This is a genomic window from Kaistia soli DSM 19436, from assembly GCF_900129325.1.
GTDB classification, from domain to species: Bacteria; Pseudomonadota; Alphaproteobacteria; order Rhizobiales; family Kaistiaceae; genus Kaistia; species Kaistia soli.
This window is the reverse complement of record NZ_FQUP01000001.1, coordinates 144,759-171,165: the sequence shown is the minus strand read 5'-3', so window position 1 is coordinate 171,165 and position 26,407 is coordinate 144,759. Positions and strand designations below refer to the sequence as shown.

The 26,407-nt window shown below is 65.4% G+C and carries 26 protein-coding genes; 13 read left to right on the top strand and 13 right to left on the bottom strand.

Annotated features, from left to right (window positions below; all coding sequences use genetic code 11):
* Positions 1-29 precede the first annotated feature (29 nt).
* Genes BUB39_RS00805 through alr form a run of 3 tightly spaced genes read right to left on the bottom strand, consistent with a single transcriptional unit; the run spans position 30 to position 3,440 of the window.
* Positions 30-761 carry a CvpA family protein gene (locus BUB39_RS00805; protein ID WP_073051081.1) on the bottom strand — a complete coding sequence of 244 codons (732 nt, stop codon included), beginning with the start codon at positions 759-761 and terminating at the stop codon, positions 30-32.
* A 56-nt stretch (positions 762-817) separates the two neighbouring features.
* A complete protein-coding gene (gene radA / locus BUB39_RS00800; protein ID WP_073051079.1) occupies positions 818-2,272 on the bottom strand; it encodes a DNA repair protein RadA in 1,455 nt (484 codons plus the stop codon).
* A 49-nt stretch (positions 2,273-2,321) separates the two neighbouring features.
* The gene (gene alr, locus BUB39_RS00795) at positions 2,322-3,440 is read right to left on the bottom strand and encodes an alanine racemase (protein WP_073052647.1); all 1,119 of its coding nucleotides are present in this window, start codon (positions 3,438-3,440) and stop codon (positions 2,322-2,324) included.
* A gap of 88 nt (positions 3,441-3,528) precedes the next feature.
* Here alr and BUB39_RS00790 point away from each other — a divergent pair, with 88 nt between their 5' ends.
* The gene (locus tag BUB39_RS00790; RefSeq protein ID WP_073051077.1) at positions 3,529-3,921 is read left to right on the top strand and encodes a VOC family protein; all 393 of its coding nucleotides are present in this window, start codon (positions 3,529-3,531) and stop codon (positions 3,919-3,921) included.
* A 5-nt stretch (positions 3,922-3,926) separates the two neighbouring features.
* Here the strand turns inward: BUB39_RS00790 and BUB39_RS00785 are convergent, their stop codons facing one another.
* Positions 3,927-4,880, bottom strand: coding sequence for a phosphoribosylaminoimidazolesuccinocarboxamide synthase (locus tag BUB39_RS00785; RefSeq protein ID WP_425292883.1), 954 nt, complete (start codon positions 4,878-4,880; stop codon positions 3,927-3,929).
* 28 nt (positions 4,881-4,908) lie between these two features.
* Entirely contained in the window at positions 4,909-6,396 is a 1,488-nt protein-coding gene (locus BUB39_RS00780) for a replicative DNA helicase (protein ID WP_073051075.1), read from the bottom strand.
* Between the two features lie 252 nt (positions 6,397-6,648).
* On the opposite strand from BUB39_RS00780, the gene BUB39_RS00775 reads away from it, so the two are divergent.
* Positions 6,649-8,157 (top strand): DUF1800 domain-containing protein, encoded by a 1,509-nt coding sequence (locus tag BUB39_RS00775; RefSeq protein WP_073051073.1) that lies wholly within the window; start codon positions 6,649-6,651, stop codon positions 8,155-8,157.
* Positions 8,158-8,159: 2 nt separating this feature from the next.
* On the top strand, positions 8,160-9,386 hold the full coding sequence (locus tag BUB39_RS00770) for a DUF1501 domain-containing protein (protein WP_073051071.1): 1,227 nt from the start codon (positions 8,160-8,162) through the stop codon (positions 9,384-9,386).
* A 12-nt stretch (positions 9,387-9,398) separates the two neighbouring features.
* Here the strand turns inward: BUB39_RS00770 and BUB39_RS00765 are convergent, their stop codons facing one another.
* From BUB39_RS00765 to rpsF, 5 genes are all read right to left on the bottom strand, one after another.
* Positions 9,399-10,658 carry a cyclopropane fatty acid synthase gene (locus BUB39_RS00765; protein ID WP_073051069.1) on the bottom strand — a complete coding sequence of 420 codons (1,260 nt, stop codon included), beginning with the start codon at positions 10,656-10,658 and terminating at the stop codon, positions 9,399-9,401.
* Positions 10,659-10,886: 228 nt separating this feature from the next.
* The gene (gene rplI / locus BUB39_RS00760) at positions 10,887-11,453 is read right to left on the bottom strand and encodes a 50S ribosomal protein L9 (RefSeq protein ID WP_073051067.1); all 567 of its coding nucleotides are present in this window, start codon (positions 11,451-11,453) and stop codon (positions 10,887-10,889) included.
* 29 nt (positions 11,454-11,482) lie between these two features.
* Positions 11,483-12,436, bottom strand: coding sequence for a hypothetical protein (locus BUB39_RS00755; protein ID WP_139251294.1), 954 nt, complete (start codon positions 12,434-12,436; stop codon positions 11,483-11,485).
* A gap of 165 nt (positions 12,437-12,601) precedes the next feature.
* Positions 12,602-12,880 (bottom strand): 30S ribosomal protein S18, encoded by a 279-nt coding sequence (gene rpsR / locus BUB39_RS00750; protein WP_073051062.1) that lies wholly within the window; start codon positions 12,878-12,880, stop codon positions 12,602-12,604.
* Positions 12,880-13,380 (bottom strand): 30S ribosomal protein S6, encoded by a 501-nt coding sequence (rpsF, locus tag BUB39_RS00745; RefSeq protein ID WP_073051060.1) that lies wholly within the window; start codon positions 13,378-13,380, stop codon positions 12,880-12,882. The genes rpsR and rpsF overlap by 1 nt, the downstream gene beginning before the upstream one ends.
* A gap of 476 nt (positions 13,381-13,856) precedes the next feature.
* Here rpsF and BUB39_RS00740 point away from each other — a divergent pair, with 476 nt between their 5' ends.
* Both BUB39_RS00740 and BUB39_RS00735 read left to right on the top strand, forming a co-directional pair.
* Positions 13,857-15,056 (top strand): MFS transporter, encoded by a 1,200-nt coding sequence (locus BUB39_RS00740; protein ID WP_139251400.1) that lies wholly within the window; start codon positions 13,857-13,859, stop codon positions 15,054-15,056.
* A gap of 99 nt (positions 15,057-15,155) precedes the next feature.
* Positions 15,156-16,154, top strand: a complete 999-nt coding sequence (locus tag BUB39_RS00735; RefSeq protein WP_073052644.1) for a polysaccharide deacetylase family protein — start codon at positions 15,156-15,158, stop codon at positions 16,152-16,154.
* A gap of 11 nt (positions 16,155-16,165) precedes the next feature.
* Here the strand turns inward: BUB39_RS00735 and BUB39_RS00730 are convergent, their stop codons facing one another.
* Positions 16,166-16,447 (bottom strand): DUF1344 domain-containing protein, encoded by a 282-nt coding sequence (locus BUB39_RS00730; protein ID WP_073051058.1) that lies wholly within the window; start codon positions 16,445-16,447, stop codon positions 16,166-16,168.
* 309 nt (positions 16,448-16,756) lie between these two features.
* Here BUB39_RS00730 and fabD point away from each other — a divergent pair, with 309 nt between their 5' ends.
* The 8 genes from fabD (at position 16,757) to BUB39_RS00690 (ending at position 24,501) form a co-directional block, all read left to right on the top strand.
* On the top strand, positions 16,757-17,698 hold the full coding sequence (fabD, locus tag BUB39_RS00725) for an ACP S-malonyltransferase (protein WP_073051056.1): 942 nt from the start codon (positions 16,757-16,759) through the stop codon (positions 17,696-17,698).
* A 37-nt stretch (positions 17,699-17,735) separates the two neighbouring features.
* Entirely contained in the window at positions 17,736-18,473 is a 738-nt protein-coding gene (fabG, locus tag BUB39_RS00720; protein ID WP_073051054.1) for a 3-oxoacyl-[acyl-carrier-protein] reductase, read from the top strand.
* Positions 18,474-18,775: 302 nt separating this feature from the next.
* A complete protein-coding gene (locus BUB39_RS00715) occupies positions 18,776-19,012 on the top strand; it encodes an acyl carrier protein (RefSeq protein WP_073051051.1) in 237 nt (78 codons plus the stop codon).
* Positions 19,013-19,086: 74 nt separating this feature from the next.
* Complete coding sequence (fabF, locus tag BUB39_RS00710) at positions 19,087-20,349, top strand: beta-ketoacyl-ACP synthase II (RefSeq protein ID WP_073051049.1); 1,263 nt, start codon at positions 19,087-19,089, stop codon at positions 20,347-20,349.
* A gap of 105 nt (positions 20,350-20,454) precedes the next feature.
* Positions 20,455-21,774: an endolytic transglycosylase MltG gene (mltG, locus tag BUB39_RS00705; protein WP_084526813.1), complete on the top strand. Its 1,320-nt coding sequence runs from the start codon at positions 20,455-20,457 to the stop codon at positions 21,772-21,774.
* 113 nt (positions 21,775-21,887) lie between these two features.
* Positions 21,888-22,775 (top strand): YicC/YloC family endoribonuclease, encoded by an 888-nt coding sequence (locus BUB39_RS00700; RefSeq protein ID WP_073051048.1) that lies wholly within the window; start codon positions 21,888-21,890, stop codon positions 22,773-22,775.
* A 16-nt stretch (positions 22,776-22,791) separates the two neighbouring features.
* Positions 22,792-23,433 carry a guanylate kinase gene (gene gmk / locus BUB39_RS00695; RefSeq protein WP_073051046.1) on the top strand — a complete coding sequence of 214 codons (642 nt, stop codon included), beginning with the start codon at positions 22,792-22,794 and terminating at the stop codon, positions 23,431-23,433.
* A gap of 84 nt (positions 23,434-23,517) precedes the next feature.
* Positions 23,518-24,501, top strand: a complete 984-nt coding sequence (locus BUB39_RS00690) for a methyltransferase (RefSeq protein ID WP_073051044.1) — start codon at positions 23,518-23,520, stop codon at positions 24,499-24,501.
* Positions 24,502-24,514: 13 nt separating this feature from the next.
* Here BUB39_RS00690 and rsmA read toward each other — a convergent pair whose 3' ends face one another.
* Together rsmA and pdxA are read right to left on the bottom strand one after the other, a co-directional pair.
* Complete coding sequence (gene rsmA, locus BUB39_RS00685) at positions 24,515-25,348, bottom strand: 16S rRNA (adenine(1518)-N(6)/adenine(1519)-N(6))-dimethyltransferase RsmA (protein WP_073051042.1); 834 nt, start codon at positions 25,346-25,348, stop codon at positions 24,515-24,517.
* A complete protein-coding gene (gene pdxA / locus BUB39_RS00680; RefSeq protein WP_073051040.1) occupies positions 25,345-26,406 on the bottom strand; it encodes a 4-hydroxythreonine-4-phosphate dehydrogenase PdxA in 1,062 nt (353 codons plus the stop codon). The genes rsmA and pdxA overlap by 4 nt, the downstream gene beginning before the upstream one ends.
* Position 26,407 lies beyond the last annotated feature (1 nt).

Here is a 26,407-nt window from a genome sequence, read left to right as displayed (position 1 = left end):
TCCGCGCCGACTGTCCGGCCGCGCGTCTCTCACGGTTTCGCCTGTCCCCCGGTGGTCCCGTTCGGTGCGGCCGGTTCTTCCGCCGGCGCGTCGCCATTGTCGATCAGCGAATCAAGCCCTTGCCGCTCCTTGCCGCCATAGGCAGGCGCCTGCTGGTCCGTGGTCCCCTGCGGGATCGCGGCCGGCGGCGTTGTCGCAGCGTCAGGCGAATCCGCCGGAGCGTCGACTGGCGGCGTCGCCTCTTCAGGCGTCGTTCCGTGCAGCCGTTCCTGGATCGTCTTTTCGATGTCTTCGGGAAGCGCCGCCACGAGGCGATCGCCCAACCTCTTCAATATGGGGGCTGTCTGCGCATTCGCCACCCAATCCGGCTGCCGGTCTGAAAGGATCCAGTTGAGGAAGGCGAAGGCGATGACGACGAGCAGCACGCCACGCGCCGCGCCGAACACGAAGCCGAGCGTCCGGTCGAGCAGGCCGACGCGGCTGTCGACGACGAAATCGGAGATCCGCATCGCGAGATAGCTGACGATGATGAGCGCGATGAAGAAGATCGCGGCTGCCGTCGCGATGATGGCGATGTTCTTGTTGGCGATATAGGGCTCAACATAAGGCAGCAGCGGCTTGTAGAAATAGAACGCCGCGACGGCCGCCAGCACCCAGGAGGCGACGGACAGCACCTCGCGGACGAAGCCGCGCACCATGGCGAGCAGCGCCGAGATGAGCACTACGACTACGACAACGCCATCAAGGATGGTGACCGACATCGTCCCGCTGACCCCCAGAACCGCCCCACGCCGGAGGCATCAAAGACCAAGTTTCGCTAGTCCGACCCTGTCGTCCCAGTCCGTCGCGCCGTCGGCCGCCTGTCGACCGCTTCGCGCATCAGTTCCCGCGCCACGGGCGGGCCGGAGGCCGCGATCGAGGCAACGAGGCCGGCAAGCTGGTCTATCCCGACAAGACCCGGCGTCTCGCCCTGTTCCTTGTCGATCGACTGAACTGGCAGCACGGCTTTGGCGAAACCCAGCTTCTGCGCCTCTTTCAGGCGCTGCGCGGCATGAACGACGGGCCTTACGGCACCGGAAAGGCTGACCTCGCCGAAATAGACGCAATCGGCGGGGAGAGCAATACCGGAGAGCGAGGAGACGAGCGCCGCCGCGACCGCGAGATCCGCCGCCGGCTCATTGATCCTGAGGCCGCCGGCGACCGCTAGATAGACGTCATGCGGCCCGAGCTTCACCCCGCAATGGGATTCGAGCACGGCCAGCACCATGGCGAGCCTTCCGCCATCCCAGCCGACGACGGCGCGGCGGGGCGTGCCGAGCGGCGAGGGCGCGACGAGCGCCTGGATTTCGACGAGAACGGGACGGGTGCCCTCCATGCCGGCGAAGACCGCCGCGCCGGGCGAGGCCGCGTTGCGTTCCCCTAGAAAAAGCTCAGACGGGTTCGGCACTTGGCTGAGGCCGCCGCCGGTCATCTCGAACACGCCGATCTCGTCCGTGGCGCCGAAACGGTTCTTCACCGCACGCAGGATGCGGAAGTGATGGCCGCCTTCGCCTTCGAAATAGAGCACGGCATCGACCATGTGCTCGACGACGCGTGGACCGGCGATCTGCCCGTCCTTGGTGACATGACCGACCAGGATGATGGTGGCGCCCGATTGCTTGGCGTAGCGGATCATCGCCTGCGCCGAGGCGCGCACCTGCGTCACCGTGCCCGGTGCGGACTCGACGGTCGACGTCCACAGCGTCTGCACGGAATCGAGAATGACCAGCGCCGGCGGCTTGCCGGCCTCGAGCGTCGCGAGGATGTCCTCGACGCTCGTCTCGGCCGCAAGCGCGACTGGTGCCGCGGAAACGCCCATGCGTTCGGCACGGAGCCGCACCTGCGCCACCGCTTCCTCACCGGAGATATAGACGACGCGCTCGCCGCGCGCCGCGAGCGCCGCCGAGGCCTGCAGGAGCAATGTCGACTTGCCGATGCCGGGATCGCCGCCGAGCAGGATCGCCGAGCCGCGCACGAAGCCGCCGCCTGTGACGCGGTCGAGTTCGGCGATGCCCGAGGCGATGCGCGGCGGCGACTTGGTTTCGCCGGCAAGCGCCTGCAGCTCGACGACGCGCCCGCGCACGGCGGCCTTGCCCGGCCCGCCGCCGATGCCGCCGGCCGTGTTCTCCTCGACGAGCGTGTTCCACTCGCCGCAGGATTCGCAGCGCCCCTGCCAGCGCGGACTGACCGCGCCGCAGTTCTGGCAGATGAATTGAAGCCGAGCCTTTGCCATCAAGAACCTTTGGCCATCAGGAACACGTGGCCATCATGACGCAAGGCCATCAGGCCCCTCCCACATAGTGTCGGCGATAGCGTTTGCCGAGGCTGGTCAAGAGTTCATAGCCGATTGTTCCAGCAGAGGCGGCAACCTGGTCGACGGGAATGTTGGGCCCAAACAGTTCGGCATGGTCGCCGCGCCGCGCTTCGGGAATATCCGTCACATCGATCGCCATCAAATCCATTGAGATCCGGCCGACCAGGGGTGCGTGTCGGCCATGCAGGAAGGCGCTGGCGCCCGGCGCGCCGTCGCTCGAACCCGCCATGCGGTGGTAGCCATCGGCGTAGCCCGCCGAAAGGATGGCGATCCGGCTCGGCCGCTTCACATGCTGCGTGGCGCCATAGCCTACGGTCTCGCCGGCCGCGACGGAGCGTATCTGAACGATCCGTGCCTCGACGCAGACAACCGGCTCGAGCGCCGGAAAGTCAGTGCCGAACCGCCCGCCATAAAGCGCGATGCCAGGGCGCACGAGATCAAAGCTATAGTCTGGCGAAAGGTGCAGGCCGGCTGAATTGGCGAGCGAGGCGGGAAGCGAGGGAAAAAGCCGGGCTGCGGTCGCGAAGGCGCCAAGCTGTGCGGCATTCAGCGGATGCTCCGGCTGATCGGCGCAGGCAAGGTGGCTCATGACCAGCGAGAGGCCGAGCGCCTCGGTACGGTCCGCGAGCGCCGCCGCCTCATCGAGCGTGACGCCGAGCCGGTTCATGCCGGTATCGACATGCAGCGCCGCACGGCCATCGCCGCCCGCCGCGCGATAGGCGGCCCATTCGTCGATTTCCGCCATAGAGCCGAGCACCGGCCGGAGGCCTGCTGCGGCCAGCCGCGCGGCCTCACCGGGGAGGAGACCATTCAGCACATAGACGGTGGCCGACGGCAGGAGCGCCTTGAGGCGGATGCCTTCCTGCGGCAGGGCCACGAAGAAACAGCGGCAACCGGCCTTCGCCAAAGCCGGAACGGCCTGTTCAAGTCCGATGCCATAGGCATCGCCCTTCACGGCTGCGGCGGTTTCGGCGTCGGCGGCGCGGTCTGCGAGGGTGCGCCAGTTGCGCGCCAGCGCGCCGAGATCGACGGTCAGGCGACCGCCGCTCCCCCAAATTTCGGCGGCCGCGTCATCAATCGATTCCATGGCGGCGACTTTACGCGGATTCGCGGCGAGATTATTGCGGAGGCAGATAGAGCCCGTGATTTTCGCGGACCAATCCACGGAGCATCTCATGACCGCTAGCCGCATCGCGACCGTCACGCTTGTCGTCGACGATTATGACCGGGCGATCGCCTGGTACACCAGCAAGCTTGGCTTCGAACTCCTTGCCGATACGCCGCTCGGCGGCGGCAAGCGCTGGGTGCTGGTCGCGCCGACTGGCGGCGGAGCGCGCCTTCTGCTGGCCAAGGCCGATGGCGAGGCGGAGACCGCGCGAATCGGCGACCAGACTGGTGGCCGCGTCGGCTTCTTCCTCGAGACTGACGATTTCACCAACGATCACGCGGCGTTCCTCACCCGCGGCGTCAAGTTCCACGAAGAACCGCGTCATGAAGTCTATGCGACCGTCGCTGTGTTCGAGGACCTCTATGGCAATCTCTGGGACCTTCTGCAGCCGAAGGGCTGACGACGTCAGGCGAAATACGGCGCCAGATTGGCCCTGATGCGGTCGAGGATCGGGCGGCCCGAGAGATCCGGCTCGAACGTCTTGCCGGTGATCATCTCGAAGGACTGGACATAGACCTCCGAGGTTCGCGCGACGAGTTCTGCGGGGATCTCGGGGATCGGGTCTTTGTAGGGGTCGCAGCGCGCGGTGACCCATGACCGGACAAAGTCCTTGTCGAAGCTCGGCGGGCGCTCCCCCTTCGCGAACGCGGCCTCATAGCTGTCCGCGAGCCAGTAACGACTGCTGTCGGCTGTGTGGATCTCATCCGCCAGGATGACCGTGCCATCCGCATCGACGCCGAACTCATATTTGGTGTCGACGAGAATAAGGCCTCGCTCCGAAGCGCGCTGCTGGCCATGGGCGAAGAGCGCCAGCGCATAGCGCGAAACAGTCTCCCACTGCGTGGGCGTCAGCAGCCTCCCGGCGAGGATTTCGGCGCCGGAAAGCGGCTCGTCATGCCCGCCGTCAAACGCCTTGCTGGTCGGCGTCAGGATCGGCTCAGGCAGGATCTGGTTGTCGCGGAGGCCGTCCGGCAGCCGCAGGCCGTACATCTCGCGCTCGCCCTTGCGATAGCGCGTCAGAACCGACGTGCTGGTCGTGCCGGCGAGATAGCCTCGCACCACCATCTCGACCGGGAGAATGTCGAGCCGCTTGCCAATCACGACATTCGGATCGGGATAGGCCAGCACATGATTGGGGCAGATATCGGCGGTTTCCTCGAACCAATACCGCGCCGTCTCCGTCAGCACCTGTCCCTTGCAGGGGATCGCGGTCAGGATCCTGTCGAAGGCGCTTAGTCGATCCGTCGCGATGATGAGGCGTCGGCCATCAGCGAGATCGTAATTCTCGCGAACCTTTCCACTGTAGCGATTCGGAAGCTCCGGGATGAAGGCGTCCGCGAGGACGGGCAGCGCGTTCATAGAATGGGTGGCTCCCGCCGCGATGTCGCTATTCATAGGCTTCGGGCAACTGGTCCCGGCGAACGAGGTTGGAGAAGCGCGTGACCTCGGCTTCGAATTGCAGCTGCACGGTTCCCGTCGGGCCATGGCGCTGTTTGCCGATGATCACTTCGGCGACGCCGGCGACCTGCTCCATCTCGGCCTGCCATTTGAAGAATTCCTCGGTACCTTCCTTCGGCATCTTGCTCTTCAGATAGTACTCGTCGCGATAGACGAACATGACCACGTCGGCGTCCTGCTCGATCGAGCCGGATTCGCGAAGGTCTGAAAGCTGCGGCCGCTTGTCGTCGCGCGATTCGACCTGACGCGACAGCTGCGACAGGGCGAGAATCGGCACGGCCAGTTCCTTGGCAAGCGCCTTGAGGCCGGTGGTGATCTCGGTGATTTCCTGCACGCGGTTGTCGCTGCGCTTGCCGGAGCCCGATAGGAGTTGGAGGTAGTCGATGACCAGAAGGTCGAGCCCGCGCTGGCGCTTCAGTCGCCGGGCGCGTGCCGTGAGCTGCGCGATCGAGATGCCGCCAGTCTGGTCGATATAGAGCGGGATACGTGCCATCTCGCGCGCCGCCGCGACGACACGGGCAAACTGCCGCTCGTCGATCGAACCGCGGCGAATATGCGAGGACGAAACGCCGGATTGCTCGGCGATGACGCGGGTCGCCAATTGCTCGCCCGACATTTCGAGCGAAAAGAAGCCGACAATCCCGCCATTGACTGTCTTCATAGCGCCATCGGGCTGCAATTCGCCGCGATAGGCCTTAGCGATGTTGTAGGCGATGTTGGTGGCGAGCGAGGTCTTGCCCATGGCGGGACGGCCGGCGAGCACGATCAGATCGGAGGGCTGCAACCCGCCCATCTGCTTGTCGAGATCGTCGAGCCCCGTCGCGATGCCGGAGAGATGGCCGTCGCGCTGATAGGCGGCGCTGGCCATGTCGATGGCGTTCTTCAGCGCCTCCTCGAAGGAATGGAAGCCGCCATCATAGCGGCCGGTCTCGGCGAGCGCGAACAGTCGCCGCTCGGCATCCTCGATCTGCGCGCGTGGCGGCATGTCGATCGGCGCGTCATAGGCGATGTTGACGACGTCCTCCCCGATGCCGATCAGAGAACGGCGTAGAGCGAGATCGTAGATCGCGCGGCCATAGTCCTCGGCATTGATGATCGTCGTCGCCTCGGCCGCGAGGCGCGCCAGATATTGCGCGAGATTCATGTCGCCAATGGCGAGCTCGGCCGGCAGGAAGGTCTTCAGCGTGACCGGCGTCGCAACCTTGTTGGCGCGGATGATGCTCGACGCCACCTCATAGATCTGCCGATGGATCGGTTCATACAGATGAACCGGCTCAAGGAAATCGGAGACGCGGTAGAACGCTTCATTGTTGACGAGGATCGCACCGAGGAGAGCCTGCTCCGCCTCGATATTGTGCGGCGCCTGGCGATAAAAATCTGCGGCCTGCTGCGGCATTGCGCGTGCTGGAACATTCATGGCGTGCTCGCGGCGTTCTTGTCGATCTCGATCGGTCACACTGCGACCGGACGGGCGCCAAATCAAACGGTGATGCGTCACCCACATCAATTAACAGCCCGGCGCGATCGCTCGATGGCGCCCTTGCAATGATGGCGAGGCGATGCATCCCCAGACGAGTCGACGTTTTTTCCGGTGGGCCGCGTAGGGAGGCTCATGCCCGGCTCGTTACGTCATCGGGACTGGGCAGCTTTCACCTGATGAGGCGGGCCGATGACACTTGAACAAGCCACCTTCGCGCTGAAGCGATTCGGGCTCGGGCCGAGGCCGGGCGATGCCGTGCGCATCGCCGGTGATCCGCGCGGCGCTCTCCTTGCCGAGCTTGCCACACCGCCGCCTGACAATCTCGGTCCTGAGGCCAGTCCGGACTCAACCGCGATCTTCCTGGCGATCCGCGCCGACCAGGAAGCGCGCAGGATTCGGCGGGCGGCTGATAATGCCACGCAGCCCATGCAATCGGGCAGTATGGCCCAGGCCATGGGCGCCGGCTCGCCGGTAGCCAAGGCGTCGGGCGCGGGTGCCGCCAACGGAGCCGGCATGGCGAGCGTGGCCACGGCCGCGCCGATGCCGGGAAAGCCCAAGGACCCGAAGCCGGCGCCGAGCGTCTCCAGCCAGATCTATGCCGACGAGATCACGCGCCGCATTGCCGCCGCGCACGACGCCGGAACCGGCGTCACCGAGCGTCTGGTGCAGTTCTGGGCCAATCACTTTGCCGTCCAGAGCGACAAGGACGAGATGGTGCGCGGCCTTGCCGGCAGTTTCGAGCGCGAGGCGATCCGGCCCTTCGTGCTCGGCCGTTTCGAGGACATGCTGCTCGCGGCGACGCGTCATCCGGCGATGCTGCTGTCGCTCGACAATGCGAGTTCCGTCGGTCCCGACTCGCCTGTTGGCAAGAAACGCGGGCTCGGCCTCAACGAGAACCATGCACGCGAACTGATGGAACTGCACACCGTTGGCGTCAGTGGCGGCTATTCGCAAGCCGATGTGACGTCGCTGGCCGAAGTGCTGACAGGCTGGACCTTCGTGCGCGATCGCGCGAGGCCAAGCGCCGGCGATTTTGCCTTCAATCCCGGCCTGCACGAGCCAGGCGACAAGCGCGTGATGGGCCGGACCTATCGTGAGGACGTGGTCTATGCGGTGGGAAACGAAGGGCAGGGCCTCGCCGTCCTGCACGACCTTGCCACCAATCCGGCAACGGCACGCCACCTCGCTTTCAAGCTGGCCCGTCACTTCGTTGCCGACGATCCGCCCAAGCCGCTGGTCGACCGTCTTACGGCGACCTTCACGTCGACGCGCGGTGATCTCAAGGCCGTTGGCGAGACGCTGCTGAAATCTGACGAAGCCTGGGCGCCGACGCGCAAATTCGCTACCCCGCAGCAATTCACCATTGCCGCCATGCGGGCGCTCGATGCGAACATCGATGCGCCGATGTTGATGCGGGCGCTCGGCGTGCTCGGGCAGCCGATCTGGGCGCCGATCTCGCCGGAGGGATTCCACGACGACAAGGCGACGTGGCTCGCGCCCGACGCGATGACCAGTCGGCTCGATGTCGCGGACCAGTTTGCGCAGAAGGCCAGGGTCAACCTGCCGCCAGCCGAACTCGTGGAGGCCGTGCTTGGACCGGCCGCCTCTGCCGATACCCGTCAGGCTGTGGCGCGCGCCGAGTCCGAACGCCAGGCGCTGGCGCTTGTCGTTATGAGCCCTGAATTCCTGTGGAGGTAGTGATGACCGACCGCAATTCCCGCTCTGCCGGCGCTCTCGCACCGACGCGGCGCGTGTTCCTCGCCTCTGTTGGCGCGTTTGTCGCCTGGGCGCATATGCCCCGCGCGGCCTTTGCCGGGACGCGCGATCCCCGCTTCGTCGTCGTGATCCTCCGCGGCGCCATGGACGGGCTCGCCGCCGTTCCGCCGATTGGCGACCCGGATTATGCCAAGCTGCGCGGCGATATTGCCATCGGCAGCCCCGGCATGGCCGGCACCGTGCCGCTCGACGGCTTCTTCGCGCTCAACGACGCGATGCCGAAGCTGAAGCAGCTCTATGGTTCGGGCGAAGCGCTGATCGTCCACGCCGTCGCCACCGCCTATCGCGACCGCTCGCATTTCGACGGCCAGGATGTGCTCGAAAGCGGGTTGACCCAGCCGGGCGCCAGCCGCGATGGCTGGCTCAACCGCGCCGTGACAGCCCTGCCGCGCGGCGAGGCGGTGCGACCGGCGAGCGGCCTTGCGGTGAGCCCGACCGTCCCGCTGGTGTTGCGCGGTGGGGCGCCTGTCTTCACATGGATGCCGGACGGCCTGATGCCTGTTGGCATGGACACATCCGATCGCCTCGCCGGACTCTATGACCACGCCGATCCGGAACTGGCGCGCGCCTTCGCTGCCGGCCGCACGATCGACCGCATGGCGGCGGGCGGGACGGCCGTGAAGGGCGGCGATATCACGGCGAGTTTTCGCCGCATCGCGATCGGCGCCGGGCGATTGCTGGCCGAGCCCGATGGACCGCGCATCGCCGCGATCAGCTTCGACGGCTGGGACACGCATGCGAGCGAGGGCCCGGAGAACGGCCAGCTTGGCCGCCGGCTAGGCGCGCTCGACGGCGCCTTGGACGCGCTGAAGACCGAACTCGGACCGGCCTGGGCCGATACCGTCGTGGCTGTCATGACCGAGTTCGGGCGCACTGCGCATGTCAACGGCACCGACGGCACCGATCATGGCACGGCGACGACCGCGTTTCTCGTCGGCGGCGCCGTCAAGGGCGGGCGCGTGCTCGCCGATTGGCCGGGCCTCGCGCCGGACAAGCTCTATCAGCAGCGCGATCTCGCGCCGACCACCGATCTGCGGGCGGTGCTCAAGGGTGTCCTGCGCGATCACCTCGGCATCGCCGAGCCCGTGCTCGCGACTGATATCTTCCCGGGCAGTATCGGCATTCGCCCGATCGCTGGACTTATTGCCTGAAAGGAGCGCCGGCTATTCGCCGGCGATCTTCAGGGACGGGCGCTGTCCGGCATGATCGCGTCGGCGCAGCGCCTCTTCGGCATGCCAGATGTAATCGCGGGTCAGAGGCAGCGCGTTCTGGTCGCGGACAAGCTGAATCTGAAAGATCATCATGTCCTGGTAGCGGAATGCCGTCTCGGACGCTGCGAGATAGAACTCCCACATGCGGCAGAACACTTCGTCATAGAGCTTCAGCGCGTCGTCGCGCCTGGCCATGAAGCGCTCGCGCCACTCGCGCAGGGTCTCCGCGTAGTGAAGGCGCAGGATTTCGATATCTGTGATCTTGAGCCCGGCGCGCTCGATCTCCGGAATTACTTCCGAAAGCGACGGGATGTAGCCGCCGGGGAAGATGTATTTGTGGATCCAGGAATTGGTCTCACCCGGCAGGTCGAACCGGCCGATCGAGTGCAGCACCATGACGCCGTCATCGGCAAGCAGATCGCGCGCCTTCTCGAAGAATTCCCGATAATGCCCAACGCCGACATGCTCGAACATCCCGACGGAGACGATCCGGTCGAAGCGGCTGGCCAGATGGCGATAGTCCTTGAGCAGGAAGCGCGTGCGGTCGGCCATGCCCTTTTCGTCGGCACGGGCGTTCGAAACCTTGTGCTGTTCTTCCGAGAGCGTCACGCCGGTGACGTCGATATCCGCGTGATCGGCGAGATAGAGGCCAAGGCCGCCCCAGCCCGAGCCAATATCAAGCACCTTCTGGCCTGGCTGTAGCGCCAGCTTGGATGCGAGATGCCGCTTCTTGGCGAGTTGCGCCTCTTCAAGCGAGGCATCGGGTGTCTCGAAATAAGCGCATGAATATTGCTGGTCGCTGTCGAGGAACAGCGAGTAGAGGCGGCCGTCGAGATCATAATGATGCGCGACATTCTGCCGGGCGCGGAACGGCGTGTTCCACTGACGGAAGCGCCGTGTCCAGACGCGCAGGCGATAGATGGCCCGCATCCACCACGATCGGCCGGTACCGCCGATATTCTGCAGCACGACGGCAAGGAATTCGTAGATCGAACCTTTCTCGATCACGAATCCCCCATCCATGAAAGCTTCGCCGAGCTTCAGTTCTGGGTTGAGCATGACGCCGCGCTCGGCCGCCTTTGAGGTAAAGCGGACGCGAACCGTGTCGCCGCTGCCATCGCCAAAGCGATGCAGACGGCCCTTGGCGTCGATGATTTCCAGCGAGCCCTTCTTGAGCACGCGGGCGATATAGTTGGTGAGCAACCGATTCATGGTGAAGACCCGCTGCCCTTTCGGATGATCCCGGCTGAGCGGGAGAGGCTTCGGCTGTGAGGCGGCGCACTGATCGTGACGTCATCAAGATGTTAGCCCCGATTTCGCCACGATTTCAAGCGGCTAGCTGAGCGGGCTAAAAGCGGTTCCAGAGAACGCAAAAGGGGCGCGCGGCTTGCACCGCGCGCCCCTTCAAAAAGTAAGGCGTCCTTTGGGTTTCGGAGACCCTCAGACCTCTTCGGCTTCCTCGTCGAGGGCTGCCTCGAGGTCTTCCTCGTCTTCGAGCGGCTCGAGTTCGAACTGCTCGCGAACGGTCAGATCCTCACCGCGGGCCTGGCGCTCGGCCTCGTCGGCGCTGCGCGCAACGTTGATCGTGACGGTCGATTCGACTTCCGGATGCAGCGCGATGGCGATCTTGTGCAGGCCGATCGTCTTGATCGGATGCTCGAGAACGACCTGGTTGCGGGCGACCGAGAAGCCGGCCTCGGTGACGAGGTCGGCGATGTCGCGGCTCGATACCGAACCGTAGAGCTGGCCGGTCTCGCCCGCCTGGCGAACGACAATGAAGGACTGGCCGTTCAGCTTCTCGGCGACGACATCAGCTTCCTTCTTGCGCTCGAGATTGCGCGCCTCGAGCTGGGCCTTCTGGCCCTCGAAGGTCTTCTTGTTGGCTTCGGTCGCGCGCAGTGCCTTGCCCTGCGGCAGCAGGAAGTTGCGGGCAAAGCCGTTCTTGACGTGCACGATCTCGCCCATCTGGCCGAGCTTGGCAACGCGTTCCAGCAGAATAACGTCCATGTTCAGTCTCCTTGATCAGTGTTTCAAAGTCATGTGGCAGCACCCGTCCCACCGGCGGAGCGGCGGAAACGGAAATTCCAGACGGTATCGGCAACGCCCAGCACGGCCATGATCACGATCGGCAGCATGAAGACGAAGCTCGCCGCATAGACGAGGAACAGCATGGCAAACCGGCCGGGCTTGCCACGCAGAAGCGCGTGCATTGCGCCATAGCCAGCAAGGGCGAAGGCAAAGCCGAGCGCGCCGGCGAACGCGGCCGCGATATGGCCGGCGCCGCCGGGCAGGATGCAGCCGACCAGCGCGACGCCGAGGGCCGGCACGAGGAAGGACGCCGGCACGACCGTCCACATCGGTGCCCAACTGCGGCGGAGCAGCCCCGACATCCGCGCGATATGGCCGCCGAGCCAGAGATTGAGCACGGCCGTTCCGAGCGCGAAACAACCAGCGGTGGCCGGCATCAGTGCGACGGAGAAGCTGACGATCGGCGTCAATTGCTCGCTCGTCGGCGCCTCGGCGCCGGCGCCACCAGCTGAAAGCCAGGCTTCGAAGGCCTGGACCGTTTGCGTCACCAGTGTCGCCGGATCGAAGCCAAGCAGGACGCCGGCGGCGACGATGCCGACAGCAGTCGCGAGCGCGAGGCGGGACAGCACCATGCCGAGCGGAAACCACTCGACCGCGTCAGGCGTCGTGTCATGCGGACGTGACAGGCCCACGAGGTGAGCCGCCCAAGCGACCGGAGCGCCGAACACGAGCAGATGCAGCAGGCCGGCAAGCGGATTGAAGGCCGCGGCGATGACGGCGGCAGCGAGGCAGGCGGCTGTTGCGCCCGAAAGCGTGCCGAAGCCGATGCCGGCGATCGCGACAGGGAGGGGGGAAAGCAAGAAAAGCGGCAGGGCCAGCGTGGTGCCGCTGATGACGCTGGCAAACAGGAGCGCGGCTGCGAGACCGGCGCCGAGGCCAATGAGGATGTTGCGCGTCATCATGCTTTCGCTGTCCCGCTCTTCGGAGCGGTTAGAGGCAAGTCGCGGAATGCGCCGGCCCCAACCAGGTCTCGCCTCCTGAGGAAGAACTGATCTTCCCGGAGGCAGGATGACCTCCCGGCGGTGCCGGAAGGTCGTGTTCTTGCCGGCGCAAAGCCGGCATGCGTCTTACTTGATCACGTAAGGCAGCAGGCCCAGGAAGCGCGAGCGCTTGATCGCCTGGGCGAGTTCACGCTGCTTCTTGGCCGAGACGGCCGTGATGCGGGACGGGACGATCTTGCCGCGCTCGGAAATGTAGCGCTGCAGGAGACGCACGTCCTTGTAGTCGATCTTCGGCGCGTTGGGGCCGGAGAAGGGGCACGTCTTCCGGCGACGGAAGAACGGGCGACGGCCACCGCCGGCACTGGTTGTGGTCGTGGAAGCGCTGGAACCACCGAAATCAGACATTATTCAGCTCCACCTTCGGTTTCTTCGCTGCGGGGACGGCGTTCGCCGCGGAAGCCGCCGCCAGCACCGCCTTCACGGTCGCCACGGAAGCCGCCGCCACCGCCGCCGCCGAAGCTGCGCGGACGGTCGCCACGGTCGCCGAAGCGGCCGCCACGGTCGCCATCACGATCATCGCGGTCACGCTTCTGAAGCATGGCCGACTGGCCTTCCTCGAGCGCGTCGACGCGGATGGTGAGAACGCGGAGGACGTCCTCGTTGATGCGCTGCTGACGCTCGAGCTCGGCAACGGCAGCCGCCGGCGCGTCGATGTTGAGCAGCGTGTAGTGAGCCTTGCGGTTCTTGCGGATGCGGAACGCAACCGACTTCAGGCCCCACTGCTCGATCTTGGCGACGGAGCCACCATTGGCTTCAAGGATGCCCTTGAAGGTCTCGGTCAGCGTCTCGACCTGCTGTGCCGACACATCCTGCCGGGACAGAAATACGTGTTCGTAAAGCGGCATGATTGCCCTTTCCCTTTCAATTCCCGGCGCCAAGCCTCACCGAAGCCTTCGAGGGAAGGCAAGCGGTACAACTTCGAGAGCGGAGACACGGGAAGACGGGATCCTGTGATCCCTGCGGCAAGCGCCGCCTTCCGTTCAACCCCCGGCCGGGTGTCATTACGACGGGCGGTCCATACAGCCTAAGGGCCGGGAAAGCAAGCCTTGCAGCGCCAGACGCGCAATCCTGTCCGTCGCGCCGAGGCGGAAGGCAAGGGTGCAGCCGTCGGGCGCTGCGTGATGCTCTGCTGTGATCATAAGGTCACCCATGCAAGTTCTTGATGAGTTCATAAGCAGAACCCCGCTTTTCTTTCCGCGAATCCCTCGCCATAGTGCCCAACCTTCAAGCAGATCGCTGGCGTTGCGCGCACCATGGCCGCACGTCCCCGCCGATCGAGGCTTCAACTGAGGACGACATCGTGACTGAGAGGGTTGCTGCCATGCCCGCCGCAGCGGGCCGTGACGTTGCCAGCCGCACGGCTTTCGGCATTCTGGTTGCGATCAGCATGTCGCATCTGCTGAACGACCTCATGCAATCGGTGATCTCGGCGATCTATCCGATTCTGAAGAAAGAGTTTTTGCTCGACTTCAGCCAGATCGGCATCATCCAGTTGGTGTTCCAGTGCACCGCCTCGATCCTGCAGCCGATCGTCGGCATCTATACCGACAAGAAGCCGATGCCGTTCTCGCTGCCGGTCGGGATGGGCTGCACGCTGCTCGGGCTGCTGTTGCTTGCGACGGCCGGGCATTATTCCGTGATCCTGATCTCGGTTGCCCTGATCGGCCTGGGATCGTCGATCTTCCATCCCGAATCGTCCCGCGTCGCCCGCATGGCTTCCGGCGGCCGGCATGGTCTCGCCCAGTCGCTCTTCCAGGTCGGCGGCAATTTCGGCTCGGCGATCGGCCCGCTGCTCGCCGCGTTCATCGTGCTGCCGCGCGGGCAGGGCGCCGTCGCCTGGTTCGCGCTCGCGGCGCTGGCCGGCATCATCATCCTGTCGCGGGTCGGGTTCTGGTATCGCGCGCAGCATCGCGCCAGCCTCGGCCGGCCGAAGGCCGCGGCCACGCATGTGATGCTGCCGCGCGCGGTGATCACGCGGTCGATCATCATCCTGGCGCTGCTGATCTTCTCGAAGTTCTTCTACATGGCGGCACTGTCCAGCTATTATACCTTCTTCCTCATCGACAAATTCCAGGTCTCGATCCGCGACTCGCAGCTGCTGCTGTTCGTCTTCCTTGGCGCTGTCGCCGTCGGCACGATCGCCGGCGGGCCGATCGGCGATCGGTTTGGCCGCAAATTCGTGATCTGGTTCTCGATCCTCGGCGTGCTGCCCTTCACGCTGGCGCTGCCGCATGCGAATCTTGCCTGGACCGTGGCGCTGTCGGTCATCATCGGCCTCGTCCTGTCGTCGGCCTTCTCGGCAATCATCGTCTATGCCCAGGAGCTGATTCCTGGAAAGGTCGGCCTGGTGTCCGGCCTCTTCTTTGGCTTTGCCTTCGGCATGGGCGGCATCGGCGCGGCGGCGCTCGGCGAACTCGCCGACCGCACCTCGATCACATTCGTGTTCCAGATATGCGCCTTCCTGCCTTTGATCGGACTGCTGACGGCCTTCCTGCCCAATGTGGAGCCCAAGCGGAGCTGACCGGCATTTCGCAGCGTCGCTTGGGCGGCGCTGCTTCCGCCACGCTTCTGCCCCGAATGCGGTGTGTTTGACCGTCCGCTGCCGCAGCGGATGGATGCCATGACGACCCGTGCCACGACCAAGCTTGCTCTCCTTTCGATTGTGCTGGCGCTGGCCGGGCCGGGGGTGGCGCTGGCCGATCCGCCGGCCGCCTGCTGGCCGGTCGCGACCCTGGCCGGCCGTCCGGGTGAGGTGGCGAAGCACCGGCCTGGCCCGGCCGATCAGGTCGCGGTACCCCAGGCGACGCTCGTTTCTGTCGCTGCCGCGAGTCCCGGCTCGGGCGTCGTCCGCCGCGTTGTGCCGGCGGGCGGTCGCAAGCTCGTCGCACTGACCTTCGATCTTTGCGAGGGTTCCGGTGAGGTTGCCGGCTATGACGGTGCGATCGTCGATCGGCTGCGGGCGCTGAAGGTGCCGGCCACATTCTTCATGGGCGGGCGCTGGGCGCAAAGTCACGAGGAACGGGCGATGCAGCTTCTCGCCGACCCGCTATTCGAGATCGGCGATCACACCTACGATCATGCCGACCTTGCCCATGCCGATGCGTCGCGGATCGATATTGAGATCGCGCGGACGGAAGCGGTTATCGGTGGTCTTGCGGAGCGCATCGAGAAAGCCTGCCCGGCGGCGGGCTCGCTGCCGAAGACGCGCCTGTTCCGGTTTCCCTACGGCGCCTGCGGCACCGAAGGCCCAGCAGCGGTTCGGGCGGCGGGGCTCGTGCCGATCCAATGGGATGTGGTTTCTGGGGATCCGTCCGGGGTCGCGGCGGCTCCGATGGCGCGCGGCGTGCTGGGAGAGGTCAAGCCGGGCTCGATCATCGTCATGCATGCCAATGGCCGCGGCCGCCACACGGCCGAAGCGCTGGCAACGATCATCCCGCAGCTTCGTGCGCGCGGCTACGAATTCGTCACCGTCAGCGATTTGATGGCCTCCGGGCGGCCCGAGACGGCTTTGGCCTGTTTCATCGAGCACCCCGGCGATACCGCCAAATACGACCACCCGAAAGCGGCACCCGCCAAAATGAATGGGGCCGGCGCGGCGCCGGCCCCTTCAAGCGAGTAGCGTGCCTCGCGTCAATGGCCGGGGAGCTGGCCGCTGCCATCCCACTGCGAGCTGTCTTCCGACAAGCCGACGGTCTGGTCGTCATTCACGGTGATGATGACCTTCTCGCCGGGGATGAGGCCCATCAAGAGGCTGGGATTGCTGATCTTGAAGGTGCGCCCGTCGATCAGCGTCACTGATCCCGAAGCGTTGTCGAGCTTCCTGACGGTGCCCGCGTCCACGTCCACCGCAAGCGCGGCGCCCGCAGAGCCGACCAGCATGATCAGGGGAAGGGCGAATGCGATCTTTCTCATGACAGACTCCATCGGTCGTCCTGTCCTCGCCCGCCATTTGCAGCAATGCCACCTGTTGGTGCGCCGGCTGAAACGTCGTGAGACAAGCTTGATCTGAGCCTCCAATTGTGGTGCGCAAGCGTTCGTCAGGCACATGAACGAAATTTAATAAGCCAGACATACTATCACATTTTTGGGAGGCCGACGGATCGACCGGATTCGAGCGTAGCGCTGGCGCCCGGACTTGACTTCGCCTCACGAAGGCGCGATTAGCCGCCGCCGATATGCAGCGGGCCGAGGGCTCGCCGAATGCTAGCCGGGAGCGGATTCTTGACGACAGCTCTGACGTTTCCAGGCCAGGGGAGCCAGGCGGTCGGCATGGGCAAGGCGCTCGCCGAGGCCTATCCCGAGGCCCGCGCCATCTTCGCGGAAGTCGACGACGCCCTTGGTGAAAACCTCTCGGCCATCATCTTCGACGGCCCGATCGAGACTCTGACGCTAACCGCCAATGCTCAGCCAGCTCTGATGGCCGTGAGCCTTGCCGCGATCCGCGCGCTTGAGGCGAACGGTCTCGACATCGCCAAGATGGCCACATTTGTGGCCGGCCATTCGCTCGGCGAATATTCGGCGCTTGCGGCGGCCGGCAGTCTTTCCGTCGCCGAGGCGGCGCGGCTGCTCCGCATTCGCGGCACCGCCATGCAGGCGGCGGTCCCGGTCGGCGAGGGTGCCATGGCGGCTTTGCTCGGCCTTGATTTCGAAACCGCCATTGCCGTGGCCGAAGAGGCCGCGGAGGGTGATGTCTGCCAGGCGGCAAACGACAATGGTCCGGGTCAGGTGGTGATTTCAGGTTCGCGCGCCGCGATCGAGCGCGCCATCGAGATTGCCAAGGCCAAAGGCGCCAAGCGCGCTTTGCTGCTGCCGGTTAGCGCGCCGTTCCATTGCGCGCTGATGCAGCCGGCTGCGGATGCTATGCGGGAAGCTCTTTCCGAGGTCTTCATCGCGCCGCCGGTGGTGCCCTTGGTCGCCAACGTGCTCGCCGCTCCGATCAGCGATCCCGACGAGATTCGCAGCCGCCTCGTCGAGCAGGTCACCGGCATGGTGCGCTGGCGCGAGTCGATCACCTGGCTGGACGGCCAGGGTGTCGATCTTCTGCTCGAGGTTGGTGCAGGCAAGGTGCTTTCAGGCCTCGCCAAGCGAATCGCACCCGCCGCCCGGACCCAGTCGGTCGGGCTGCCCGACGACGTTCCGGCCGCGATGGCGCTGCTCACCTGAGCGCGCCGCATCAACCTTTCGACAAAGGAGTCCCGCGATGTTCGACTTGACCGGCAAGCGCGCCCTCGTGACGGGCGCGAGCGGCGGCATCGGCCGCGCGATCGCGGTCGCACTGCATGGGCAGGGCGCGAATGTCGTGATTTCCGGCACACGGCGCGAAGCGCTCGACGCGCTGGCCACCGAGCTCGGTGACCGTGTGTTCGTCAAGACGTGCAATCTCTCGAGTGCCGAGGATGTCGAGACGCTGGTGCCTGCCGCCGAGGAGGCGCTGGGCGGGCTCGACGTGCTGGTCAACAATGCCGGAATCACCCGTGACATGCTGTTCGCCCGTCTTTCAGACGAGGCGTGGAGCGATGTGCTCGACGTCAATCTGACGGCGCCGTTCCGCCTGACCCGCGCCGCTCTGCGCGGCATGATGCGCCAGCGTTTCGGCCGCATCATCAATATCACCTCGATCGTCGCGGTGACGGGCAATGCCGGACAGGGCAACTATACCGCGTCGAAGGCCGGGCTGATCGCGATGTCGAAGTCGCTCGCCCAGGAGGTTGCCGGCCGTAACATCACGGTCAATTGCGTCGCGCCGGGCTTCATCGAGACCGCGATGACAGACGTGCTCAACGACAAGATCAAGGCCTCGCTGCTCGAGCGGGTGCCGGCGAAGCGTCTTGGCAGCGGTGAGGATATCGCTGCGGCGGTGGTCTACCTCGCATCGGCCGAGGCCGCCTACGTCACCGGCCAGACGCTGCATGTCAACGGCGGTATGGCTATGATCTAAAAAGCGAATCGGCGATCTCGAGAGAGAGTTCCAAAGCGCTTTCAGCGGCCTTGGCGCCGCTGGTCAAGGTTCTGAAACTATGTTAGGACCGCCGAAGAATACACGGGTTCACCACCGCATCTTTGAGATGACGATGCGGTGGATTGACGATCGCGGGCAGAAGAGGCTCTCTACCTTCAGGGGGACGGATCCTCGCGACGATATCGCGGTGCGTTTTCCGGGAACGGGCTTTCCGGCCAGGTTTCTGCGTGCGAGAAATCGCGCTGAGTAAAAGTGACACGAAACAGTCGAGGTTTTGAGAAATGAGCGATATCGCTGACCGGGTTAAGAAGATCGTGATCGAGCACCTCGGCGTTGACGCCGACAAGGTGACCGAAGGCGCGAGCTTCATCGATGACCTCGGCGCGGACAGCCTCGACACCGTCGAGCTCGTCATGGCGTTTGAGGAAGAGTTCGGCGTCGAGATTCCCGACGATGCGGCCGAGACCATCCTGACGGTTGGCGATGCGGTCAGCTTCCTGGAGAAGAACGCCGGCTAATCCGGCGTCTGGTCCCCCGATAAACAAGAAACTGACGACCGGACCCCGAAAAGGGTCCGGCTCGGGAGAAACGTATGAGACGTGTCGTCGTCACCGGGATGGGTATGGTCTCGCCGCTCGGTTGCGGCGTCGACGTCACTTGGTCGAATCTTCTGGCCGGCAAGAGTGGCGCGGGCCGGGTCACGAAATTCGAGACCGATGATCTGCCCTGTCAGATCGCCTGCGAGATTCCGCGCGGATCCATCGCGGACGGTAAGTACAATCCCGACGACTGGATGGAGCCGAAGGAGCAGCGCAAGGTTGATGAATTCATCGCTTTCGCGCTTGCAGCCGCCGAGCAGGCGGTCGCCGATTCGGGCTGGAAGCCGACGGCCTATGAGGACCAGATCCGCACGGGTGTCATGGTCGGTTCGGGCATTGGCGGCCTTGAGGGGATCGTCGAGGCGGGTCATGTGTTGCGCGACCGTGGGCCGCGCCGCATCAGTCCGTTCTTCATAACCGGCCGTCTGATCAATCTCGCCTCCGGCCAGATCTCCATTCGTTTCGGCTTCAAGGGGCCGAATCATGCGGTGGTCACAGCATGCTCGACCGGTGCACATGCCATTGGTGACGCGGCGCGGCTGATCGCTCTCGACGATGCCGACGTCATGATCGCCGGCGGAACCGAAAGTCCGGTCTCGCGTATCGCGCTTGCCGGGTTCGCAGCTTGCAAGGCGCTGTCGACCGGCTTCAACGATCGACCGGAAGAGGCGTCGCGCCCTTATGACCGCGACCGCGACGGCTTTGTCATGGGCGAGGGCGCCGGCGTTGTCGTTCTGGAGGAGCGCGAGCATGCGCTTGCCCGTGGCGCCAAGATCTATGGCGAGGTCATCGGATATGGTCTTTCCGGCGATGCCTACCACATCACCGCGCCGGCTCCGGATGGCGATGGTGCTTATCGCTGCGTCCAGGCTGCGCTGAAGCGTGCCGGCCTGACGCCGTCCGATATCGATTATGTCAACGCGCATGGCACCTCGACCATGGCTGACGGCATCGAACTCGCCGCCGTGGAGCGCGTGCTGGGCAACGCCGCGTCGACCGTGTCGATGTCGTCGACCAAGTCGGCGACCGGGCATCTCCTTGGCGCAGCGGGTGCCGTCGAAGCGATCTTTTCGCTCCTGGCCATCCGCGACAACGTCGCTCCGCCAACGATCAATCTCGACAATCCCTCTGTCGAGACAGCGATCGATCTGGTGCCCAAGGTTGCGCGTCCGCGCAAGATCGACGTCGCCCTGTCCAATTCGTTCGGCTTCGGCGGCACGAATGCGTCGCTGGTCTTCCGCCGGCATGACGCCTGAAGGGCGTCTGGCCGGGCTCGCCCGCGCTTTCGCCATAATCCTCCCTAAAGTCGCGCGAGCCGTGGATCACGCATCGCGCGGCCGGAAAGCGGATCAAGGGGTGTGATGAGCGATACCGAGCCGTCCGGCGCAGGCGACGACAAGGCGACGGAAGCGTCCCGCCGTCGTTTCAAGGGGTTCGGTTCGAGCCGCATCAATCCCAAGAGCCCGAGCGACGCGCTGCGGCCCGAGCGGGTACCAGGACCGCCGCCGCGATCGCAGCAGGCGCGCCACCCGATCGTGCTGATCATGAATTTCGCGATGACGATCATCGTCGTCAGCGTTCTCGGTGCGGCCGGTCTGTTCTTCTTCGGCAAGATGCGGTTCGAAGAGCGCAGTCATTTCGACCAACCGCGCACCGTCATGATCGAGCGTGGCACCGGCCTCTCGGATATCGCCGAGCAACTGCACGACCGCGGCCTCATTTCGTCGAAATGGATCTTCATCGCCGGTGTCCGGGCCTCCGCCCAGCAGGAGGCGCTGAAGGCTGGCGAGTATCTCATTCCCGCCCATGCCTCGATGCGCGACATCATGAACGCCATGGTGAGCGGCAAGGGCATTCTCTATTCGATCAGCGTACCCGAAGGGCTCACTAGCAAGCAGATCGTCGATAAGCTCAACGCCGATCCGGTGTTGCTCGGCGCGGTGGAGAGCGTTCCCCCAGAGGGCAGCCTGTTGCCCGATACCTATCGCTACACCCGTGGCGACAGCCGGCAGAACATCATCGATCGCATGATCCGCGAGCATGATCGCGTCGTGGATACCGTCTGGAACGGTCGTGACAAGGATCTGCCGATCGCATCGCCGGAAGACCTCGTCACGCTGGCCTCGATCGTCGAGAAGGAGACCGGCATTGCGGACGAGCGCAGCCGGGTCGCCGCCGTGTTCATCAACCGGCTGAAGCAGAAAATGCGGCTGCAGTCCGATCCCACCGTGATCTACGGCGTCTATGGTGGCGATGGCCTGCCGTCCGGCGCTTCGATCACCAAGTCGGATCTCGAAGCCGAGAACGACTACAACACCTACAAGATCACCGGCCTGCCCAAGGGGCCGATTGCCAATCCCGGCCGCGCGTCGCTCGCTGCGGCGGCCAATCCTTCGCGCACCAAGGATCTCTATTTCGTCGCTGACGGCACTGGCGGTCACGCCTTTGCCGAAAGCTATGCAGACCATCGGAAGAATGTGGCGCGCTATCGCGAAGTCTTGGCTGATCAGAAGGCCAATGCCGCTGCGTCCGACGAGGCCGGCACCGGTCCCGGCGATCAGGACGAGACCCCTGCCGACCAGCCGAGCGACGGTGCGGCGGGCGATCCGCCGGCGGACCCAAGCCCTCCCGCCAAAGGGTCCAAGAACCCGGCGCCGAAAGCCAAGCCCGCGCAGCCCTAAGGCCCGCGCAGCCTTTGACGGCTCAAGGCGCAGGGGCAGCTGGTACACTTGAGGCTGCCGGCCGCTAAGATTATGGTCGCCGCTCGCGCGGGGCGGAGCAATCGGACAATCGCATGACGCTTATGAGCATGACCGGCTTTGCCCGGGCAGCCGGGGCCGGTCTCGGCTATCGCTGGACGTGGGAGCTGCGGAGCGTCAACGGCAAGGGCCTCGATGTCCGCCTCCGACTGCCTCCCGGGGTCGATTCGCTGGAACAGCTGGTGCGCGAACGCCTCGGCGCGCGGCTTCAGCGTGGCAATCTTCAAGTCTCGTTGAGCCTGCAGAAGGAAGAGGGTGCGACGCAGCTTCGCGTCAACGAGCCGCTGCTCGAACAGGTGCTAGATCTGCTTAACCGTATCGGCAGCCGCATCGAAGCCGCACCGCCCAGCCTTGACGGCATTCTCGGCATCCGTGGCATCCTTGAGACCGTCGATGCCGAGGACGATCCCGAGAACGCCGCCGAGCTGCTGCGCCTTCTGGCTGCGGATTTCGATCGCGCGCTCGATGGACTGGTCGAGGCGCGCGCCGGGGAGGGGGCAGCCATCGGCGCCGTGCTCGGCGTCCGGCTCGTTGAGATCGATCGGCTGCGCCAGCTTGCGGAGGACTCGCCCGCGCGGACTCCGGAGGCCATTCGCCGCCGCCTGAAGGATCAGGTCGCGGCTCTTCTCGATGCGTCTTTCAACCTCGATGCCGACCGCCTGCATCAGGAGGCGGCTCTCCTGGCGACGCGCGCCGATATCCGCGAGGAGCTTGATCGCCTCGCAGCCCATGTTGCTGCGGCGGAGAGCCTCCTGGCGCAGGGCGGTGCCGTCGGCCGCAAGCTCGATTTCCTCGCGCAGGAATTCAACCGCGAGACCAACACGCTCTGCGCCAAGGCGAACGACCGCTCGCTGACCGCGATCGGGCTCGACCTGAAGTCGACCGTCGACCAGTTGCGCGAGCAGATCCAGAACCTCGAATAGGAAGAAGACGCCGCCGATGCCGGACCCTGCGAAGCCCCCACGCCGCGGCCTGATGCTGGTGCTGTCCTCGCCCTCGGGCGCGGGCAAGTCGACCATTGCCCGCTACCTGATGGAGAGCGACAAGGACATCGTCCTTTCGGTCTCGGTGACGACCCGCGGTCGCCGCCCGAGCGAGATCGAGGGCGTGCACTACCACTTCATCGACCAGAAGGCCTTCGGCCTCATGCGCGACCGGGGGGAACTGCTTGAATGGGCGGAGGTGCACGGGAACTGCTACGGCACCCCGCGCGACCCCGTCGAGGCAGCGCTGATTTCGGGCAAGGATGTGCTGTTCGACATCGATTGGCAGGGGGCCGACCAGGTGGCGCGCGCGATGCCCGAAGACCTCGTGCGCATCTTCGTGCTGCCGCCGAGCATGCGCGAACTCGCCTCGCGGCTCGAGCGACGTGCTGAGGACACCCCGGAGGTGATCGCCAAGCGTCTCGCCAATGCGCGTTCCGAGATCGAGCACTGGCGCGACTATGACTATGTGATCATCAACAAGGACCTGCAGACCTCGCTCGAGAAGGCCCGGGCGATCCTCTATGCGGAGCGCATGCGCCGCGCGCGCGACACCTATCTCGAGACCTTCGTCGCGGGATTGCTTTCGGAGACCTGATAGCCGCGGCTCCGCCGAATGTCGGAATAGGCTGCCCGCGCATTCGCATCTAGCCTCGTGCCATATCGAGGGCCGGGGGATGCCATGGAGGGTTCGCCGCAGGAGGTCATTCTCGGGGCGATGACGGGGCATTGGCTCGCCCGATGCATCCATGTCGTCGCCGAAGCGCGCATCGCGGATCATCTCGACGATGGGAGCGAAACGGTCGAAATGCTTTCCGCAAAGGCTGGCGTCGACGCCGATGCGCTCGATCGGATCCTGCGCTATCTCGTATCGTCGGGCATTTTCGCGGCGACACCCGAGGGCTATGCCAACAACGAGGCCTCGGACCTCCTTCGGTCGGACGATGCGGGCTCGATGCGGGCCTACGCCTGCATGATCGGCTCCTCCTGGCAGTGGCAATCCTTCGGCGCGCTTTCGCACACGCTGGCGACCGGCGAGACGGGCATGGATCATGTCTTTGGTCGCGACAGCTTCGCCTATCTCGCCGATCATCCTGATGATCAGGCCATGTTCGACGCCGCGATGCAGAACCGTGCGCAGCGCGACCTCGCGGGCGTCGTCGCGGTTGGGGACTTCAGCCGCTTTCCCGTGATCGCCGATATCGGTGGGGGTAACGGATCGTTGCTGCGAGCCGTGCTGGAGGTCGCGCCGGAAAGTCGGGGCATCCTGTTCGAACTCGCGCATGTCGCGGCCGGAGCGCCGGCGCATCCGCGGATTACGTCCGTCAGTGGCAGCTTCTTCGTCGATCCTCTGCCGAGCGCCGACCTCTATCTGCTGCGGCGGGTCATCCATGACTGGGGCGACGAAGCGGCATTGCGAATTCTGGCGGCGGTTCGCCGGGCCGCCACGCCCGGCGCCCAGCTGATGCTGATCGAGGCGCCGCTGCCCGAAGGCCCCCAGCCTCATCCCGGCAAGGGTCTCGACATCGTCATGCTGGCGGTGGTCGGAGGACGCGAGCGGACGCTCGCTGATTATCGATCGCTGATGGAGGCTGCGGGTTTTCGATTCGTTGGTGTGCGGGAGACCCGCACGGGAACGGCGCTGATCGAAGGGAAGGCTGTGTAAAGCGCAGCGCCGGTCAGCCGAGCGCGTCGGTCAGCCGCACGAACCCGGCGACGTCAATCTCCTCGGCGCGCGCCGTCTCAGGGATGCCAGAAGCCGCAAGCAGCGGCAGCGGATCGACGCCAAGGCTCTTCAGGCTCTGCCGCAGCATCTTGCGCCGCTGGCCGAACGCTGCGGCGGTGACGCGTTCGAGCTTGGCCATGTCGACGGGTAGCGGCACCGGGCGGGGAATCATCTGCACCACCGAGGATGTGACTTTCGGTGGCGGGGTGAACGCCTTTGGCGAGATGTCGAACAGGATATGCGCTTCTGTTCGCCAGCCGCAGACCACGCCGAGCCTGCCATACGCATCGTCGGCCGGTGTGGCAACGATGCGCTCGGCCACCTCTCGCTGGAACATCAGCGTCATGTTCTCATAGAAAGGTGGCCATGGCTCCGTCCGGAGCCAACCGATCAGCAGCGGCGTCGCGATATTGTAGGGCAGGTTGGCGACGATGCGGACGCGGCCCGTGGCAAGCGCCGCCATATCGGTCGTAAGTGCATCGCCTTCGATGACCTGCAGCCGGCCTGGATAATGCGCTGCGATCTCTTCGAGCGCAGCGATGCAGCGCCGGTCGCGCTCGACAGCAATTACCTTGTCGGCGCCCTCGGCGAGAAGCGCCCGCGTCAATCCGCCAGGACCCGGTCCAACCTCGATGACGGTCACGCCTGCAAGCGGGCCAGCGGCGCGGGCGATCCGACCGGTCAGGTTGAGATCGAGCAGGAAGTTCTGGCCAAGCGCGCGAACCGCGTTGAGCCCGTGCGCGGCGATGACATCGCGCAGCGGCGGCAAGCCATCCTGAGCCGTCACGCCGAGAGCCTGGCGCTGTCGGTGTTCCCGGCGAGATGATCGGCCTCATGGCGCGCCAATTCGTCGGCGAGACGCAGCGCCGCGGCGAGGCTGGAGAAGTCAGCCTTGCCGGTTCCGGCGATGTCGAAGGCCGTGCCGTGGTCGGGCGAGGTGCGAATGAAAGGCAGCCCGAGCGTCACATTGACCGTCTCGGAGAAGGCTACGGTCTTGGTCGGGATCAGGGCCTGATCGTGATACATGCACAGCGCGACATCGTAGCGCGCGCGGGCCTCGGCATGGAACATCGTGTCGGGCGCCAGAGGGCCAAAGGCATTGATGCCCTCGGCCTGCAGCCGTGCAACGGCCGGCGCGATCACGGCCGCGTCCTCGGTGCCCATGACGCCGCCTTCGCCGGCATGAGGATTGAGCCCGGCGACCGCAATGCGCGGCCGCGGGATGCCGAACCGCTGCCGCATGTCGCGATCGATCGTGCGGCCGGTGGCCATCAGCAGATTCTCTGTAAGAAGGCCCGGCACGGCCGAAATAGGTACATGGATGGTCGCTGGGACCGCCCGCAGGCCTGGCCCGGCCAGCATCATCACCGGACGCGCCGGCGCGCCATTCCACGCTGCCGAAAGCATGCCGAGGAACTCGGTATGACCCGGGTGCTGGAAGCCAGCATCGACCAGCGCCTTCTTGTTGATCGGATTGGTGACGACGGCGGCGGCCGATCCGGCGCGCACATCGCCCACGGCGCGCGCGATCGCCTCGATAACGCCATGCGCCGAGGCGCGTTCCGGCAGGCCAGGCTCGGCCGACGATCGCCCTTCCAGGCGGACAACGGGGAGCGCACGATCGAACACGGCAGCGGCCTCGGCCGGCGTCACGACCTCGATCGGGATATCGATGCCGATCCGTTCGGCCCGGCGCCGCATCGTGTCGGGATCGGCCAGGCAGTAGAACACCGGCAGCCCGCGTTCATGGCGGGCAGCCCAGGCGGCGAGCGTAACGTCGGGCCCAATCCCTGCCGGCTCGCCCATCGTCAGGACAAGCGGACGGAACGTGTTCGATCGATCCATA